Annotated in this window: 19 protein-coding genes and 1 tRNA gene; 16 read left to right on the top strand and 4 right to left on the bottom strand. The window is 67.9% G+C overall.

Annotated elements, in window-relative coordinates:
- Positions 1 to 52: 52 nt before the first annotated feature.
- From QNI14_RS13235 to sucB, 3 genes are all read left to right on the top strand, one after another.
- Entirely contained in the window at positions 53 to 1,522 is a 1,470-nt protein-coding gene (locus QNI14_RS13235; protein WP_283717088.1) for a leucyl aminopeptidase, read from the top strand.
- Positions 1,519 to 2,883, top strand: coding sequence for a dihydrolipoyl dehydrogenase (lpdA, locus tag QNI14_RS13230; RefSeq protein WP_283717087.1), 1,365 nt, complete (start codon positions 1,519 to 1,521; stop codon positions 2,881 to 2,883). The genes QNI14_RS13235 and lpdA overlap by 4 nt, the downstream gene beginning before the upstream one ends.
- 62 nt (positions 2,884 to 2,945) lie before the next feature.
- Positions 2,946 to 4,661: a 2-oxoglutarate dehydrogenase, E2 component, dihydrolipoamide succinyltransferase gene (gene sucB / locus QNI14_RS13225; protein WP_283717086.1), complete on the top strand. Its 1,716-nt coding sequence runs from the start codon at positions 2,946 to 2,948 to the stop codon at positions 4,659 to 4,661.
- A 12-nt stretch (positions 4,662 to 4,673) separates the two neighbouring features.
- On the opposite strand, the gene QNI14_RS13220 is transcribed toward sucB, so the two are convergent.
- Positions 4,674 to 5,915, bottom strand: a complete 1,242-nt coding sequence (locus tag QNI14_RS13220) for a hypothetical protein (RefSeq protein ID WP_283717085.1) — start codon at positions 5,913 to 5,915, stop codon at positions 4,674 to 4,676.
- Positions 5,916 to 6,033: 118 nt separating this feature from the next.
- On the opposite strand from QNI14_RS13220, the gene QNI14_RS13215 reads away from it, so the two are divergent.
- Positions 6,034 to 6,744, top strand: a complete 711-nt coding sequence (locus tag QNI14_RS13215; protein WP_283717084.1) for a DUF4191 family protein — start codon at positions 6,034 to 6,036, stop codon at positions 6,742 to 6,744.
- A gap of 18 nt (positions 6,745 to 6,762) precedes the next feature.
- Here QNI14_RS13215 and QNI14_RS13210 read toward each other — a convergent pair whose 3' ends face one another.
- Complete coding sequence (locus QNI14_RS13210; RefSeq protein WP_283717083.1) at positions 6,763 to 7,191, bottom strand: RDD family protein; 429 nt, start codon at positions 7,189 to 7,191, stop codon at positions 6,763 to 6,765.
- Positions 7,192 to 7,324: 133 nt separating this feature from the next.
- Here QNI14_RS13210 and glnA point away from each other — a divergent pair, with 133 nt between their 5' ends.
- Complete coding sequence (gene glnA / locus QNI14_RS13205) at positions 7,325 to 8,749, top strand: type I glutamate--ammonia ligase (RefSeq protein WP_283717082.1); 1,425 nt, start codon at positions 7,325 to 7,327, stop codon at positions 8,747 to 8,749.
- A gap of 102 nt (positions 8,750 to 8,851) precedes the next feature.
- A complete protein-coding gene (locus QNI14_RS13200) occupies positions 8,852 to 9,352 on the top strand; it encodes a hypothetical protein (RefSeq protein WP_283717081.1) in 501 nt (166 codons plus the stop codon).
- Between the two features lies 1 nt (position 9,353).
- Here the strand turns inward: QNI14_RS13200 and QNI14_RS13195 are convergent, their stop codons facing one another.
- Positions 9,354 to 10,418, bottom strand: coding sequence for a tyrosine-type recombinase/integrase (locus QNI14_RS13195; protein ID WP_283717080.1), 1,065 nt, complete (start codon positions 10,416 to 10,418; stop codon positions 9,354 to 9,356).
- Positions 10,393 to 10,956, bottom strand: coding sequence for a helix-turn-helix domain-containing protein (locus tag QNI14_RS13190; RefSeq protein WP_283717079.1), 564 nt, complete (start codon positions 10,954 to 10,956; stop codon positions 10,393 to 10,395). The genes QNI14_RS13195 and QNI14_RS13190 overlap by 26 nt, the downstream gene beginning before the upstream one ends.
- 110 nt (positions 10,957 to 11,066) lie before the next feature.
- Here QNI14_RS13190 and QNI14_RS13185 point away from each other — a divergent pair, with 110 nt between their 5' ends.
- The 10 genes from QNI14_RS13185 (at position 11,067) to QNI14_RS13140 (ending at position 15,505) form a co-directional block, all read left to right on the top strand.
- On the top strand, positions 11,067 to 11,249 hold the full coding sequence (locus QNI14_RS13185; RefSeq protein WP_283717078.1) for a helix-turn-helix transcriptional regulator: 183 nt from the start codon (positions 11,067 to 11,069) through the stop codon (positions 11,247 to 11,249).
- Complete coding sequence (locus tag QNI14_RS13180; protein ID WP_283717077.1) at positions 11,250 to 11,543, top strand: helix-turn-helix domain-containing protein; 294 nt, start codon at positions 11,250 to 11,252, stop codon at positions 11,541 to 11,543.
- A gap of 3 nt (positions 11,544 to 11,546) precedes the next feature.
- Positions 11,547 to 11,810 (top strand): hypothetical protein, encoded by a 264-nt coding sequence (locus tag QNI14_RS13175; protein ID WP_283717076.1) that lies wholly within the window; start codon positions 11,547 to 11,549, stop codon positions 11,808 to 11,810.
- The gene (locus QNI14_RS13170; RefSeq protein ID WP_283717075.1) at positions 11,807 to 12,205 is read left to right on the top strand and encodes a hypothetical protein; all 399 of its coding nucleotides are present in this window, start codon (positions 11,807 to 11,809) and stop codon (positions 12,203 to 12,205) included. The genes QNI14_RS13175 and QNI14_RS13170 overlap by 4 nt, the downstream gene beginning before the upstream one ends.
- Positions 12,206 to 12,239: 34 nt before the next feature.
- Positions 12,240 to 12,312 (top strand) — tRNA-Arg (locus tag QNI14_RS13165).
- A gap of 21 nt (positions 12,313 to 12,333) precedes the next feature.
- Complete coding sequence (locus QNI14_RS13160) at positions 12,334 to 12,639, top strand: hypothetical protein (RefSeq protein ID WP_283717074.1); 306 nt, start codon at positions 12,334 to 12,336, stop codon at positions 12,637 to 12,639.
- The gene (locus QNI14_RS13155) at positions 12,636 to 13,271 is read left to right on the top strand and encodes a helix-turn-helix domain-containing protein (protein ID WP_283717073.1); all 636 of its coding nucleotides are present in this window, start codon (positions 12,636 to 12,638) and stop codon (positions 13,269 to 13,271) included. The genes QNI14_RS13160 and QNI14_RS13155 overlap by 4 nt, the downstream gene beginning before the upstream one ends.
- Positions 13,268 to 13,573, top strand: a complete 306-nt coding sequence (locus QNI14_RS13150) for a helix-turn-helix domain-containing protein (RefSeq protein ID WP_283717072.1) — start codon at positions 13,268 to 13,270, stop codon at positions 13,571 to 13,573. The genes QNI14_RS13155 and QNI14_RS13150 overlap by 4 nt, the downstream gene beginning before the upstream one ends.
- On the top strand, positions 13,570 to 13,872 hold the full coding sequence (locus QNI14_RS13145; RefSeq protein ID WP_283717071.1) for a hypothetical protein: 303 nt from the start codon (positions 13,570 to 13,572) through the stop codon (positions 13,870 to 13,872). The genes QNI14_RS13150 and QNI14_RS13145 overlap by 4 nt, the downstream gene beginning before the upstream one ends.
- Before the next feature lie 79 nt (positions 13,873 to 13,951).
- Positions 13,952 to 15,505: a hypothetical protein gene (locus QNI14_RS13140; protein WP_283717070.1), complete on the top strand. Its 1,554-nt coding sequence runs from the start codon at positions 13,952 to 13,954 to the stop codon at positions 15,503 to 15,505.
- Positions 15,506 to 15,527 lie beyond the last annotated feature (22 nt).

Here is a 15,527-nt window from a genome sequence, read left to right as displayed (position 1 = left end):
CGGCCCGCCGCGTCCCGCTCTGAGCGAACGCGCCGTCCCTAGGATGGAGGTCATGCCGTACCCCGAGCTGACCGTGACCACTTCCGCGCTCCGAGACTCCGGCGCCGACGCCCTGCTGCTGGCTCTCCCGCCGCTCGACGGCGCGGCCGAGGCGATCGCCGACTGGCCCGGGCTCGACGCAGCACTGCGCGGTGTCGGATTCACCGGCGCCGCCGGATCGACCGTTCGCGTGCACGCACCCGAGTCGACCGCGCTCCCGCTCTTCGTCTTCGGGACAGGCGCGACGCCCACCGCAACGAGCCTCCGTGACGCCGTCGGCGCGGCCGTCCGCACTACGACCGGGTTCGCAACCATCGCGATCGCAGCACCCGCCAACGACGAGCTCTGGCGCGCGGCGGCAGAGGGTGCCGTGCTCGGCGGGTACCGGTTCGCCGGATACAAGAAGACGGATGCCGCGAAGCAGCGTGCGACCGCCGTGGTCGTCCACACCGCAGCCGAGGTCGCGGACGCCGATCGTGCCGCTGTCGACGCGCTGGGTGGCGCCGTCGCCCTCGTGAAAGACCTCGTGAACGTCCCCGCCGAGTGGATGGGACCGGCCGACCTCGCGGACCGCGCCGTCGCCGAGACGGCAGACCTGCCGATCGAGGTCGAGGTCCTCGACGAGGTCGAGCTCGCGGCACAGGGCTTCGGCGGCATCCTCGGCGTCGGTCAGGGCTCCGACCGGCCGCCGCGCTTCGTACGTCTCACCTACGCGCCCGCGGGCGCAGCGACCCACGTCGCCGTGGTCGGCAAGGGCATCACGTTCGATACCGGCGGGCTCTCGCTCAAGCCGCCGGCATCGATGGTCGGAATGAAGTACGACATGGCGGGCGCAGCGACGGCGCTCGCGGTCGTCAAGGCTGCCGCACAGCAGGCGCTGCCGATCGCAGTCAGCGCGTGGCTGTGCATCGCCGACAACATGCCGTCGGGTCGCGCGACCCGTCCGGGCGACGTGCTCCGCATGCTCGACGGTACGACCGTCGAGGTGCTGAACACCGACGCCGAGGGGCGACTGGTCATGGCCGACGGACTCGTCGCCGCGAGCCGGACCAACCCGGACGTGCTCATCGACGTCGCAACCCTCACCGGTGCGGTCATCACTGCGCTCGGAAACCGCCACACGGGCGTGATGGGCGACGACGAGGCGGTCGCCGCGTACCTCGCCGCCGCGGAGCGTGCCGGCGAACTCGCATGGCAGCTGCCGCTGCCCGCACACATGGAAGACGAGCTCGACTCCCCCATCGCCGACCTGCAGAACGCGAAGATCGGCGACCCGGCGGGCGGCACGATGTTCGCCGGACTCTTCCTGCGCCGCTTCGTCGGACGCACCGGCGACGACGCGGATGCGCCGCGCATCCCGTGGATCCACCTCGACATCGCGGGCAGCGGGACGACGAAGTCGCCGTTCGGCCCGAGCGAGAAGGGGCCGACGGGAGCGACCGTGCGGACCCTCCTCGCCTACCTGGAAGGACTCGCACGATGAACACCTTCGACGTCGTCGTCCTCGGCGGCGGCAGCGGCGGGTACGCCGCAGCCCTGCGCGCGGCCGAACTCGGCAAGTCCGTCGCACTCATCGAGAAGGACCGCCTCGGTGGCACCTGCCTCCACCGCGGGTGCATCCCGACCAAGGCGCTGCTCCACACCGCCGAGATCGCGGACCACGTCCGTGAAGCGGCATCCGTAGGCGTCGACGCGACGCTTACCGGGATCGACCCGGCGCGGACCGCTGCGTACCGCGAAGGCATCGTCGCCAAGAAATACAAGGGTCTGCAGGGTCTCGTGTCCGGCCGCGGCATCACCGTTGTCGCGGGCGAGGGCCGGCTCGGTGCGGACCGCGCCGTCATCGTCGGCGAGGACGTCTACCAGGGTGCGGACGTCGTACTCGCGACCGGCTCGTACACGCGTACGATCCCCGGCATCGAGGTCGGCGGGCGCGTCCTGACCAGTGAGACCGCGCTCGAGCTCGACGTCATCCCGAACAGCGTCGTCATCCTCGGCGGCGGCGTGATCGGCGTCGAGTTCGCGAGCGTCTGGCGCTCGTTCGGCGCCGAGGTCACGATCGTCGAGGCGCTCGACCACCTCCTCCCAGCAGAGGACGAGACCTCGAGCAAGGCGCTCGAACGCGCGTACCGCCGCCGCGGCATCCAGAGCAAGCTCGCCACCCGCTGCGAGGGCGTGACGACGACGGATGCCGGTGTCTCGGTCGCCCTCTCGGACGGGACCACCGTCGACGCCGAGTACGTGCTCGTCGCGGTCGGTCGCGGTCCGGTCACCGCCGGGCTCGGTTTTGAGGAGGCGGGTATCGCACTCGACCGCGGCTTCGTGGTCGTGGACGAGCGGCTGCAGACCGCAGTGCCGCACGTCTGGGCGGTCGGCGACATCGTCCCCGGCCTCCAGCTCGCGCACCGCGGGTTCCAGCAGGGCATCTTCGTCGCCGAGCAGATCGCGGGGCTCTCGCCCATCGCGGTGCCGGAGTCCTCGATTCCCCGCGTCGCGTACTCGCACCCCGAGGTGGCATCCGTCGGTCTCACCGAGGCGCAGGCCCGCGCGGCCCACGGCGACGCGGTCGTCGCCTACGAATACAACCTCGCCGGCAACGGCAAGAGCGAGATCATCGGCACCGGAGGCATCGCCAAGGTCGTCCGCGTCGCCAACGGCCCGATCGTGGGCGTGCATCTCGTCGGCGACCGCGTCGGCGAGCTCATCACCGAGGGTCAGTTGGCCGTCGGTTGGGAGGCGCACCCCGAAGACCTCGCACCCCTCATCCACGCCCACCCCACCCAGAGCGAGGCGTTGGGCGAGGCGTTCCTCGCACTCGCGGGCAAGCCGCTCCATACCGTCTGACCACCCCTGTCGGGCGGGACTAGGCTAGACAGCACACGCACTTTCTTGAAGGAGACACAGTCATGAGCACATCCGTGGTCCTCCCCGCGCTCGGTGAGAGCGTCACTGAGGGAACGGTCACCCGCTGGCTCAAGAAGGTCGGGGACACGATCCAGGCCGACGAGGGGCTGCTCGAGATCTCGACCGACAAGGTCGACACGGAGATCCCGTCGCCGGTGAGCGGCGTCATCGAGGAGATCCTCGTCGAGGAGGACGAGACCGTCGAGGTCGGCGCCGTCCTCGCGAAGATCGGCGACGGCTCGTCCGCACCGGCCGACGCCCCCGCTGACGATGCAGCGCCCGCCGAGCCCGAGGCAGCCCCCGCGGAGGAGGCTCCCGCAGCCGAGGCTCCCGCAGAGCAGGCGCCCGCCGCCGAGGCAGCCCCCGCCGCATCGGGCGACGCGAAGGATGTCGTGCTCCCCGAACTCGGCGAGAGCGTCACCGAGGGCACCGTCACCCGCTGGCTGAAGCAGGTCGGCGACGACGTCGCAGTCGACGAGCCGCTCCTCGAGATCTCGACCGACAAGGTCGACACCGAGATCCCCTCGCCGGTCGCCGGCACGCTGACCGAGATCCTCGTCCAGGAGGACGAGACCGTCGCCGTCGGCGCCGTGCTCGCCCGCGTCGGCTCGGGTGCTCCGGCGCCCGCCGCCGAGGCTCCGGCTCCCGCCGCCGAGCCCGCGAAGGCCGAGGAGCCCGCGAAGGCCGAGGAGCCCGCTCCGGCCGCCGAGCCCGCCAAGGCCGAGGCTCCGGCTCCCGCCGCCGCTCCGGCACCGGCCGCCGAGCCCGCGAAGGCCGAGGCACCTGCGCCCGCGGCATCCGCTGATGACGACGTCACCTACGTGACGCCCCTCGTCCGCAAGCTCGCGCAGCAGCACGGCGTCGACCTTGCCACGGTCACCGGCAGCGGTGTCGGCGGACGCATCCGCAAGGAGGACGTCCTCAAGGCCGCCGAGGCACCGAAGTCCGAGGCACCCGCCGCGGCTCCGGCAGCCGCAGCGCCCGCACCCCTCGAGGTCTCGCCGCTGCGCGGCACCACGCAGGCGATGTCGCGTCTGCGCAAGGTGCTCGCCAGCCGCGCCGTCGAGTCGATGCAGCAGACCGCGCAGCTCACCACGGTCATCGAGGTCGACGTCACCAAGGTCGCGAACTACCGCGACAAGGTGAAGGCGTCGTTCCTCGAGAAGACCGGCGACAAGCTGTCGTTCATGCCGTTCTTCGCGCTCGCCGCGGCAGAGGCGCTGAAGGCGTTCCCGATCATCAACGCGACCGTCGACGGCGACCAGATCGTCTACCCGGCGTCCGAGAACCTCTCGATCGCGGTCGACACCGAGCGCGGCCTGCTCACCCCCGTCCTCCGCGACGCCGGTGACAAGACCATCGCCCAGATCGCGCACGAGATCGCCGACCTGGCCGACCGCACGCGCAACAACAAGCTGAAGCCCGACGAGCTCGCCGGCGGCACGTTCACGCTGACCAACACCGGTTCGCGCGGCGCGCTGTTCGACACGCCCGTCGTGTTCCTGCCGCAGTCGGCGATCCTCGGCACGGGTGTCGTCGTGAAGCGTCCGGGCGTCGTCTCGATCGACGGCAAGGACGCGATCGGCGTTCGCTCGTACGTCTACCTCGCCCTGTCGTACGACCACCGTGTCATCGACGGCGCCGACGCAGCCCGCTTCCTGAGCGCCGTCAAGGCGCGCCTCGAGGCGGCGCAGTTCGAGGCACAGCTCGGCGCGTAACGCGCACTGGCGTCATGGCTGGTCTGCGAGGTCGTACACCTCGCGGACCAGCCATTCGTCGTTTCGGCGCACGATCACGACGACCTGCGCCGGTGCATCGCCGGACACCCGGAGCGCCGCCACTCCCCCGTACTCGTCGATCACCTCGACGGTGAAGTCCCCGACCGCTGCCGGAATGGATGCCGCCTGGTGCGGCTCTTCCCAGAACCCGTCGCACCGCTCGGTGCACCCCGCGACGGCACGCACGAGCGCCGCACCCTGCACCGCGATGTCGTCGTCGGGGTCGGCGGCCGGCGCGGACGTCGCCGGTGACGAAGGCGGCGCGGGGGTGGTCGACGCGGTCGGGGACGCGGTCGCGGTGGTCGACGAACGCGGGTCGGGGCCCGGGTCGGCTGTCGCCGGCCAGAATAGCCCGGCTGCCACCACGGCGGTTCCGGCCGCTCCGGCGAGGAGCACCGCACGACGTCGGTGTGGGCGCCGTGCAGTCGGACGCGAACGGCTTCGCATCGCGGCGAGGGACACACCCACGCCTCGCAGCCGGTCGGCGAACTGTCGGTCGAGCGCCCCCGCGATCGTGTCGACCAGCGACGCGACGACGCTCGAAGACCGCCGCGCCTCGGGAGCGTTTGCGACGCGCGTGGCGTGCGGCGGCGCGGCATCCGCTCGTGGAGCGAGCTCGAGCGGCCCTGGCAGCGCAACCTCGAACAGCGCCGCTTCGACACGCTCCGCTTCGCGGCGCAGCGACCGTGCGTCCGAGAGCGCTGTCGCTGCATCTGCGAGGAGGGATGAGAGTTCGGTTGATACTCGCGTGCGGAGCGCCTCCAAGATCGACGCGGCCTCGACGCGCCACGCCGCCGAGCCGGTGAGCGCGAGCATCGGCCTGCCTGCGGTGGTCACCCACCACGACCCGACCTCGGCGCCCACCGCGTCTGCCTCCGCAGCCCCGCGGAGCATGCTGACCGCGACCGTCACAGCTGCGCCCGCAGCATCGACCCCGCCCGCCTCCACCAACGCTCCCAGACGGAACGGGCAGTGTTCGACGACGACCCGATCGCCCGCGAGCGTCCGGCCGGCGTCCATCGGCGCCAGCACGTGCTCGGCCTCACCCGCCGCCCAGGCCGGCGAGGACGCGAACACGGCCGCGTCGATCCAGACCGTGGGTGGATCTCCGCCGCAAAGAGTGCCTGCGAACGGCGCATCCGCGAGCGTCAACTCGCGCAACGTCTGCGGTGGTGCGAGGGGGATCGGCTCCATCACCCCAGCGTCACGCTCGCGATGCGGGCCCGTCGGTGCCGCGAGCGCTCCGGTGGAGAGCTCGCGGCCCGGCACGGGTGTGAAGAAGTCGGCGGCACGCAAAAGGTAGGCTGAGCACATGGCATCGCGCAGTACCGCTCCTGAGAAGCGTCCCGGCTTCTTCTCCCAGATCCGCTCGCTCTACACGTTCACGCAGGGCGAGTTCCGGTGGCTGCCGTTCGCGCTGATCGGCGTGATCGTCCTCGGTGTCGGCGTCGGCGTGCTGATCGGGTTCCTGATCCCGCCGTTCGCGATCTGGAGCGTCATCCTCTGGGGCGTCAGCGGCCTGCTCCTCGGCTTCCTGCTCGCGATGATCACCCTGACGCGGCTCTCGACGCGCGTCATGTACAAGAAGCTCGACGGCATGCCCGGTGCCGCCGGCCACATCCTCTCCACCGGCCTCGGCCGTCGCTGGGTGACCAGCGACATGCCCGTCGGCGTGAACCCCCGCACGCAGGACGCCGTCTACCGTGCCGTCGGCCGCGGCGGCGTCGTCATCGTCGGAGAGGGCGCTCGCGGGCGCCTCACGCGCCTCGTCAGCGACGAGCGCAAGAAGGTCTCGCGCGTGGCATCCGGTGTGAACATCGAGGTCATCTACGTGGGCCACGAAGATGGTGACGTGCCCATCTCGCAGCTCGCGAAGACCATCAAGTCGCTCCCGAAGACGGTGGACCGTGCGACGCTCGCCGCGGTCGTCAAGCGCATCGATTCGGTGTCGCAGTCGGTCACGTCGCTGCCGATCCCGAAGGGAATCGACCCGGCACGCGCACGCGCACAGCGCCCGCGGTGATCCGCCGACGCTGATCGCTCAGGCGCGGACGAGGACCGTGCCGACGATCTTGTCGTGGATGCCGCGCTGGTCGGCATCCCAGATCACGGCGGGGATGACGAGCACGAGCAGTGCCGTGCGGACGATCGGCCGCCACAGGCCGACCCATCCCCCACGCTCCATCTCGACTCGCATCCCGAGGATGCGGTGCCCCGGGCTCCCGCCGATCGTCGGGATGAAGATGATCTGGAGCGCCGCGAACACGATCATCGGCGCGAACATCGTCCAGCCGGCCTTTTCAGGCAATGCGAACTGGTCGTACCCGAAGAACGCGGTCGCGATGATGGTCGCGGCCGTCCAGTCGATCAGGAGCGCCAAGATCCGCCGTCCTGGACGTCCGATGCTGCCGCGTCCGGATGTGGGGCGGCCCAGCCGTTCACCGGGGTATTCAGAGGCTGGAGCGGTCACAGAACCCAGCCTAATCGGGCTCGCGTAACCTCCCTGAAACACGCGGGATACTGCAGAGCAACTGGATCGGGATAGGTTCGAGGGGCGCCTGATCCGACAGGCGACGCCAATCGCATCCGATCTTGGAGACTCCATGTTCAAAGATTCATCCGAGGTGCTCGCGTACATCAAGGACGAGGACGTCAAGTTCCTCGACATCCGTTTCACGGATCTCCCCGGTGTGCAGCAGCACTTCAACATCCCGGCCTCGACCGTCGACGAGGAGTTCTTCACGGTCGGCCAGCTCTTCGACGGTTCGTCGATCCGCGGCTTCGCGAACATCCACGAATCCGACATGCAGCTGATCCCGGATGTCACCACCGCGTACCTCGACCCGTTCCGCGAGGCGAAGACGCTCATCATGGTCTTCGACATCTACAACCCGCGCACCGGCGAGATCTACGCCAAGGACCCGCGCCAGGTCGCCAAGAAGGCCGAGAAGTACCTCGCCTCGACCGGCATCGCCGACACCGCGTTCTTCGCCCCCGAGGCCGAGTTCTACATCTTCGACGACGTCCGTTACGAAGTGAAGCAGAACGCGAGCTTCTACTCGGTCGACTCCGAAGAGGGCGCCTGGAACACCGGCCGCACCGAAGAGGGCGGCAACCTGGCCAACAAGACCCCCTACAAGGGCGGCTACTTCCCCGTTTCGCCCGTCGACAAGACGGCCGACCTCCGCGACGACATCTCGCTGAAGCTCATCGACGCAGGCCTCCTGCTCGAGCGTGCGCACCACGAGGTCGGCACCGGCGGTCAGCAGGAGATCAACTACCGCTTCGACACCATGGTGCACGCGGCCGACGACATCCTGAAGTTCAAGTACATCGTCAAGAACGTCGCCGAGGAGTGGGGCAAGGTCGCGACCTTCATGCCCAAGCCGCTGTTCGGTGACAACGGCTCCGGCATGCACACGCACCAGTCGCTGTGGAACGACGGCGAGCCGCTGTTCTACGACGAGAAGGGCTACGGCGGCCTGAGCGACATCGCTCGCTGGTACATCGGCGGCATCCTGGCGCACGCGCCCGCCGTCCTCGCGTTCACCAACCCGACGCTGAACTCCTACCACCGTCTGGTGAAGGGCTTCGAGGCGCCGGTCAACCTGGTGTACTCGGCCGGTAACCGTTCGGCTGCCATCCGCATTCCGATCACGGGCTCGAACCCCAAGGCCAAGCGCATCGAGTTCCGTGCGCCGGATGCCTCGGGCAACCCGTACCTCGCGTTCGCCGCGCAGCTGATGGCCGGCCTCGACGGCATCATCAACCGCATCGAGCCGCACGAGCCGGTCGACAAGGACCTCTACGAGCTGCCGCCCGAGGAAGCCAAGAGCATTCCCCAGGTTCCGAACTCGCTGCTCGACTCGCTCGAGGCGCTCCGCGCCGACCACGAGTTCCTGACCCGTGGCAACGTGTTCACGCCCGAGCTCATCGAGACGTGGATCGAGTACAAGATCGAGAACGAGATCCAGCCGCTGGCCCAGCGCCCGCACCCCTTCGAGTACGAGCTGTACTTCGGAGTGTAGCCAGATGACGCGGAAATCCGGGGCTTAGTCCGCAGGGAGTCCGCAGAATCTCACAGAGAGCCCGTCAGCATCCGTGCTGGCGGGCTCTCTGCCTACCCCGCTATGACGCCAGCACCGGAAGGCCTCACCGTGGTCCCAGAACCGTCGTTCAGCACTCGCGAGATCGCCCTCGCTGGCCTCGCAGACGCCTCACAAGCCATCCGACGCGCAATCGACGCGGACGATGAAGCGAGCATCCTCACTCGGACTGCGGAGGCATTAGGTCATCTGTACGCGCTGTGGAGCGCCTACGGCGTGAATGGGAAGCAGCAGGTGGCATGGGCTGCGTCTGACGTCGAGCGTCGCAATGTTGTCGCGATGGTCTACGTTCGCGGCGAGGTCGCTCATCGGGGCGTGCACGCCGCGATGGCGGTGGGGTTCGGGGAAGGCCCATACGGTGTCGGGCCATTCGGGGGCGGCTGGCTCTGGCGCGAGTGCCCGGCGCGGCCCGGCTACGAGGCCAGCGCAGTGCTCTACGAGGAGCAGGCGCTCTGGTGCTGGGTGTACGAACCGCTCGAGCGGGCGCTCGCATGGTTTGCCACACACGAACCCCCTGCCCGGTAGATCAGCCGGCGTCCGTTGCCGCAGCCACTGGGACTCGCAGTGCAGCGCTCACGGCCGCTCGCGACGATTCGTCGCGGTCGGGCCACATGTGCCCGTAGGTGTCGAGCGTCGTCTTCGCGGACGCGTGGCGTAGTCGCGCCTGGACGGTCTTGATGTCGAGGCCAGCGGCGATGAGCAGGCTAGCGAAGTAGTGCCGCAAGTCGTGAATTCGGAAGCCGGCAGGTAGCCCGTCGACAGCCTCACGCGCAGCAGCGAACGCCTGCTCGATCGTGTAAGGCGCGACGGGCCGACCGAACGCACCCACGACGATCGTGTCACTCCCCCAGCGCACGGGGTTCGCGTTCAGCAGCACCGCGAGCTCGGTCGGGATCGGAACCGGATTCTTCGAGGTGTCAGTCTTCAACGGTTCGGCCGGGTACTGAATAGCCGGCGTCACGATGCCCCGCATGAAGTCGACGTCCCGGACGCGCAGCACGGCGATCTCCGCGACCCTCAAGCCGACGAACGCGCCGAGCAACACCACCGGCCGGAAGTGCTCTGGCAGCGCGTCATGCAACGCCCACACCTGCTCCGTCGTCGCGACGTACGGTCGCTGTTTGGGGGCTGGCGGCGATGTCTTCCGAGAGCACGGCGACTTCGCGACGAGGCCGTCGTCGATCGCGTCAGTGAAGACCTGCGACAAACGACGGTGCAGCGCGTACACCGTCGACGGTGCGTAGCGAGCCTGCAGTGACGTGACCCACGTGCGGATCTCCGAGGGTCGAATATCGCGCATGGGCCGATCCCCAAGCTCCGCGACGATCACCTTCAGGTGGACGCGCGCCTGACGCGCCGTCGATGCCTTGTGGCGCTCGTAACCGCTCATCCAGGTCTCGGCCCACTCGCCAAGCGTCGTACGCGCTCGAGCGGGAGTTACGTGCGTTCCTGCGGCTACCGCGGCCTGCTGCTCGACGAGCCAAGCTTCGCCGTCCCGCTTCTTCGCGAAGTGGCGGGCGTGTTCCTTGCCGGCGTCGTCGCGGTAGCGTGCCCGCCAGGCCCCGTCAGGCCTCTGCTTGATGCTCGCCATCGGCGATCACCTTCGGCTCATATCTAGAAATCAACGCATCAATCGGCCTGACAGATGCCCAGCGCTCCGGGCCGCCCTTCGCGTACTCGATGAAGTGCAGGAGTGCGGCTCTCGCAGAGTCCAAGTGATCAGCGGGCTCGCTCGTGACGATGCCCCAATCCTCGATCTCACTGTCGACCGATTCGCCCGTCTCCTTGCGGTACGCCGCCGCCTCCCGCACGAGTGCGCGTGCTTGCGCTTCGTACCGCGCAGCCCACAGGAGCATCTGGGCGCGCGACTCCTCTGCCCGGACCATCTGGTTGTAGAAGGTCAGAGCCGCCGGGTAGTCGACGAGATCCTGCAAGTCGACCCCGAGCACTTCCGCGATGTCGATCGCCTCGCCGAGACGCAGCGGCCGCTCGCCCTTCTCGACGGCGACGACGGTCGGCTGGGTCCACTTATGGCCCCGCTCACGCATGCGATTCGCAAGCTCGGTCTGTGAAACGGAATCGCGAAGGCGGGCGAGATTCTCACCGATCAGGTCGTCGTGCTGGCTCATGATCGCCAACGGTATCAGGTTTCCCGTGGTTTGACTTGACGAATCATGATTTATGGGTATTGTGATTCTCGAAGTCGAGGTTCGGCTTTCCTGATATTCCGGAGCTACAGATGACAGACAAGTTGCTACTCGTTGATGAGGTCGCCACGCGGCTCCGTCGATCGAAGAACCAGCTCTACTGGATGATCCAGCAGGGCACCGCGCCGAAGCACGCGAAGATCGCCGGCCGACTCACCTTCAGAGAGTCCGACGTCGAGAAGTTCATCGAGGACGCGTTCGAGGAGGTGTCCTAAGTGCCCCGCATCGGCGACCCGCAGCCCGATCTCCAGAAGATCCGGCTAGGACTCGGGCTCACGACCGAGGAAGCCGCGCGACGCATCGGCATCACTGCCAGTGTCCTCGTCCATTACGAGGCGAAGGGCTACGGGTACGACCCCGCGCACGACGCCCTCGCGCTGGACACGTACATCGTCTACGCCATCGGCGCGTACTCCAGCGATGAAGTGTTCCGCGCCGCATTCCCCATCAAAGAAGAAGACCGCCCCGTTGCAGCGGGACGGCCTTCGAGTCACCTGAAAGGCAACTAACTCATGAACACCGTACACCCCACCACCGACACTCCACTGGCCGGCCCGTTCACGAGGGCGATCGCGAAGGAGCTCCGAGCTCGAATCGACGACATCTCGGTCGCGAAGCTCATCCTGATCGCGCACAACATCGGGATGACCGTCGCCGAGTTCTGGGAACTCATCTCGGGCAACGTCGAGATCACCACGAACCAAATCGACTGGATCGCGGACCACCTCGGCGTCACGCCCTACGAGATCGTCGCCTACGCGGAGATGAACGCATGAGCGCCTCGACGCGGTACAGCGACTACACCGTGACGATCGGCGAGGACTACAAGACCGACTGCTACTACACCGAGTTCGTCAACGATCCGAGCCTCACGATCCGTGTGTTCTACACCGTGACGCGCATCCCGTCCCGCAAGGAGTTCGTCATCAAGTTCCTGCGGAACGTGACCCCCGACGAGCGCGCACTCATCACGAAGAAGCTGCTCCCTCGCGCCGCCTACTTCTTCAGCAAGTGGGAGCGCACCATGCGAGGCGGGATCGCCCGCGAGCGCGTCCCCGGATCGACGGCGTGGCAGTACCGGGTCGCGATGGGCAAGGCGGTCAGCGACCCCCTCGTGCAGCTCGAGCTCGAGATGATGATCGACCTCACGCGGGAGGTGTCCACCACCTGACACCAAGGGTGTCCACGGTCACGGACACCCTCCCCCCTCTGTAGCTCAGTGGATGAGCGCCCGCCTTCTAAGCGTGGACGACGTCGGTTCGAATCCGACCAGAGGGACGCAAGAGGAAGGAGCACACGATGACGAACCGAAGGGAATGCCGCATCCGGCGCGAGACCAGCGCCACCAACTCCAACATCATCCAACGACACGAGTTCGACCCCGCATCCGGCTGGTGCGTCTGGGGCTGCGGATGCCGCAACGACGGCCGCACCGTCAGCGCCAAGGACGGCCGGATCTTCGACCAGGGACGCGAGTACACCGCCGAGGACCTGGAGCACTTCCGCGAGTACCTCGCCCACCGCTACCCCCGACCTGTGTCAAATGACACACCCGCCGACGTCGCCCACCTGCGACTCACCGTCCCCGGAGACACCATCCGATGAGGTTCCCGAAGCAGTTCGCCACGAGCGGCGCACTCGCGCGTACGCGCATCAGCGCTGGCGATTCCCGACTGCTGCTCGCGCTCATCAGCCTCGCGGGCGAAGACAACGTCACCGAACCCACCACCCAGACGGAGCTCGCCGACATGGCCGGCCTGTCCCGAAAGAGCGTCCGCGCCTGCCTCGAACGGCTCGCCTTCCACGACCTCGTCGCCTACGAGTCGAAGCGCGGAACCACCACTCAGTACACCGTCATGCCCGCCTATCAAATGGCACCCTCACGGGCCATTAGGGTGCCAACTTATCCACAGGCAAATGGCACCCCTGAGGGTGCCAAATCAGGGGACCAAATGGCACCCCTAGAGGTGCCAACTCCTAAGAGCGAACCCACGCGCGTACTAAACACACCTTCCGGACAGCACCAAAACCACCCGTTTGCGGTGAACGCGCTCCGCACGCTCCGCACCGATCGCAAGCTCCCGCTCTCACCCGAGGAGCTCATGCGCTACGCCTACCGCCTCGGCAACGGCGACCCCTGGGACGGATACCTCCGCATCAAACAAGCCACCGAAGCCAACCTCACCGGCGCAAAAAACCTCGCCGCCGTCATCCGATCCCGATTGGACGCAGCATGACCGTCTGGGCAGAACAACCACGCGACGGCGGCTCAGCCGTCTGGGGATGCACCACCTGCGACCGCGGCGAATGGTGCTGGGACCACACCACCGCCATCCTCGAAGCCCGCACCCACGCACGCACCCACGGCACCACAAGCGTCAACATCATCGGCCGCAAACACGGACCCACACCCAAACACGACACCCGCATCCACGAACTCCACCAACAAGGACTCACCACCCGCGCCATCGCCACACTCATCGGCATCACCCACACCACCGTCGCCAAAGCCCTCCGACGCATCGGCACCACCACATGACCGCCAAACACGCCACACCCGAATGGCGACGCACCGTCCGCCTCGTCCGCGCCCAAGTCGCACAAGCCTGGGCACGCGGCAACGACGTCACCTGCTGGCGACACGGCCACCTCATCCCCGAAGGCGCACCCTACGACGTCGGCCACATCCACCCAGACGGAGGCGAACACATCGACAACGCCGCCCCCGAATGCAGACGCGGCAACCGCAGCCACGGCGGCAAACTCGGCGCACGCATCACCAACGCCCGACGCACACCCACCCGCACCACACGACTGGACACACCCACATGGGCATGACACGAGTTTTTCTAGAGCGACCACGAGCAACCCCCGCCTACGGCTCGACACGCGCCCCTCTCCCCGCAAGTGAGGGCGAATGAAGTCGCCGACGCTGGCGGATCTCGCCGAAGAATCGACTTGGTTGGAGTGGCGTTCGCTGATCCCCGCCCCGGTCCAGGTGACCGAGCTCGTCACGACGGAGGAGACGCGTCGCGAGTTCCTCGAGGGCGCGCGGCTGCTGCGGATGGACAAGCGTCCCCGTGGTGGCGATCGGCAGCCGGGTCCGTCTCCGCTGCAGTTGAACATCGCCGACATGCTCAACGCCGGCCGGAAGTTCAACGGCATCCTCGAGCCGCGTCGCTCGACGAAGACCACCGCCATCCAGGCCGTTATCTTGGGGCGCTGCTCGCTGCGTGAGGACTACTTGGCGGGCTGGACGATGACGAAGAAGGACGGTGGCCAGAAGACGGGCGAACGCTTCCGGAAGGACATCGTCATGCAGCTCGACCGTCTGTACCCGGACCCGAAGACGCGCCCGTTCATCGTCAACACCGGCAAGGGCACCGAGCACATTCGGTGGCCGCACGGCTCGTTCTTCAACGCCTACGCTCCCGGCAATGAGGCCTTCACGTCGGGCGCGTACGACATCGCGTGGGTCGACGAGGCGCAGGACGCGACGCCGCAGATGACCGAAGACCTCATGACGTCCATCCCGCCGACTCTCGACGGCCGCGTCCTTCCTCAGATGGTCGGCTCGGGGACGGCGCCCGACTACCAGCAGGGCAACCTCCTGTGGCAGTTGCTGACGATGCAGAGGGCTGGCGTCATCCGTCACGGCGTGGAGCAGGACATCGACCCCGCGGAGCTCGAAGCCTGGGAGCCGACTGAGGAGCACCCCCTTGGGCACGTGCGGGAACTGATCGAACTGCATCACCCGGGTATCGGGTTCACCACTCCCCTGTCGGACGTCGAGGACAACTTCAATGCGATGACCTCGAAGGCGTTCCAGCGCGAGTACTTGTCACTTCCTGGCGAGGAGGGTTCCGCAACCACATTGATCAAGCAGCCGGTGTGGACGTCCTCCGTCGCTGACATGCCGTTCTCGACGGTCACGCCGCCGCCCGTGCTTGCGATGGCCGTCGCGATCCACAAGGACGGCGCGTGGGCGTCGATCGCGATCGCGTGGAAGGGCAAGAAGGACCGCCGGCACGTCGCCCTGATCCACCACCAGGAGGGCACCGAGGGGTTCCGCAAGCAGGTGCTGCTGAAGGCGCGCTCGCTCCGCCGTCGCGTCGTGTACGACGAGGGACGCCCCACCGAGACGGTTGAGATCTCCCCGCTCCTCGCGGGACGCCCACCGATCCAGGCTCGTGCGCTCCGTCGCGCCGACATTCCCCGCGCCGCGGTGCTGTTCATGAAGACCCTCAACGCCGGAGACCTCGTCCACTACGGGCAGGACCCTCTCGACCGTGCAGCCGAGCTCGCCGTGCGCCGCGGGTTCGGCACTTCGGGGGCGTGGGCTTTCGGTATCCCTGACGAGCGGAACGCTCCCGAGGGCGACGTCACCCCGCTCGAGGCGTGCTCCCGAGCCCTCTACGCCCTCGATGACGAGAAGGCGGCCAATACCCGCGTCGACATCGTCGGGAACTAGCACACATACCACTGGAAACAGT

It is taken from the genome of Microbacterium dauci (assembly GCF_030065535.1).
GTDB classification, from domain to species: domain Bacteria; phylum Actinomycetota; class Actinomycetes; order Actinomycetales; family Microbacteriaceae; genus Microbacterium; species Microbacterium dauci.
This window is presented reverse-complemented; position numbering and strand designations above follow the sequence as displayed.

What these genes read in the sequence shown, in the direction of transcription:
- QNI14_RS13235 (WP_283717088.1), top strand. Translation starts at nt 53, where the DNA reads ATGCCGTACCCCGAGCTGACCGTGACCACTTCCGCGCTCCGAGACTCC.
- lpdA (WP_283717087.1), top strand. Translation starts at nt 1,519, where the DNA reads ATGAACACCTTCGACGTCGTCGTCCTCGGCGGCGGCAGCGGCGGGTAC.
- sucB (WP_283717086.1), top strand. Translation starts at nt 2,946, where the DNA reads ATGAGCACATCCGTGGTCCTCCCCGCGCTCGGTGAGAGCGTCACTGAG.
- QNI14_RS13220 (WP_283717085.1), bottom strand. Translation starts at nt 5,915, where the DNA reads ATGGAGCCGATCCCCCTCGCACCACCGCAGACGTTGCGCGAGTTGACG.
- QNI14_RS13215 (WP_283717084.1), top strand. Translation starts at nt 6,034, where the DNA reads ATGGCATCGCGCAGTACCGCTCCTGAGAAGCGTCCCGGCTTCTTCTCC.
- glnA (WP_283717082.1), top strand. Translation starts at nt 7,325, where the DNA reads ATGTTCAAAGATTCATCCGAGGTGCTCGCGTACATCAAGGACGAGGAC.
- QNI14_RS13200 (WP_283717081.1), top strand. Translation starts at nt 8,852, where the DNA reads ATGACGCCAGCACCGGAAGGCCTCACCGTGGTCCCAGAACCGTCGTTC.
- QNI14_RS13195 (WP_283717080.1), bottom strand. Translation starts at nt 10,418, where the DNA reads ATGGCGAGCATCAAGCAGAGGCCTGACGGGGCCTGGCGGGCACGCTAC.
- QNI14_RS13190 (WP_283717079.1), bottom strand. Translation starts at nt 10,956, where the DNA reads ATGAGCCAGCACGACGACCTGATCGGTGAGAATCTCGCCCGCCTTCGC.
- QNI14_RS13185 (WP_283717078.1), top strand. Translation starts at nt 11,067, where the DNA reads ATGACAGACAAGTTGCTACTCGTTGATGAGGTCGCCACGCGGCTCCGT.
- QNI14_RS13175 (WP_283717076.1), top strand. Translation starts at nt 11,547, where the DNA reads ATGAACACCGTACACCCCACCACCGACACTCCACTGGCCGGCCCGTTC.
- QNI14_RS13170 (WP_283717075.1), top strand. Translation starts at nt 11,807, where the DNA reads ATGAGCGCCTCGACGCGGTACAGCGACTACACCGTGACGATCGGCGAG.
- QNI14_RS13160 (WP_283717074.1), top strand. Translation starts at nt 12,334, where the DNA reads ATGACGAACCGAAGGGAATGCCGCATCCGGCGCGAGACCAGCGCCACC.
- QNI14_RS13155 (WP_283717073.1), top strand. Translation starts at nt 12,636, where the DNA reads ATGAGGTTCCCGAAGCAGTTCGCCACGAGCGGCGCACTCGCGCGTACG.
- QNI14_RS13150 (WP_283717072.1), top strand. Translation starts at nt 13,268, where the DNA reads ATGACCGTCTGGGCAGAACAACCACGCGACGGCGGCTCAGCCGTCTGG.
- QNI14_RS13145 (WP_283717071.1), top strand. Translation starts at nt 13,570, where the DNA reads ATGACCGCCAAACACGCCACACCCGAATGGCGACGCACCGTCCGCCTC.
- QNI14_RS13140 (WP_283717070.1), top strand. Translation starts at nt 13,952, where the DNA reads ATGAAGTCGCCGACGCTGGCGGATCTCGCCGAAGAATCGACTTGGTTG.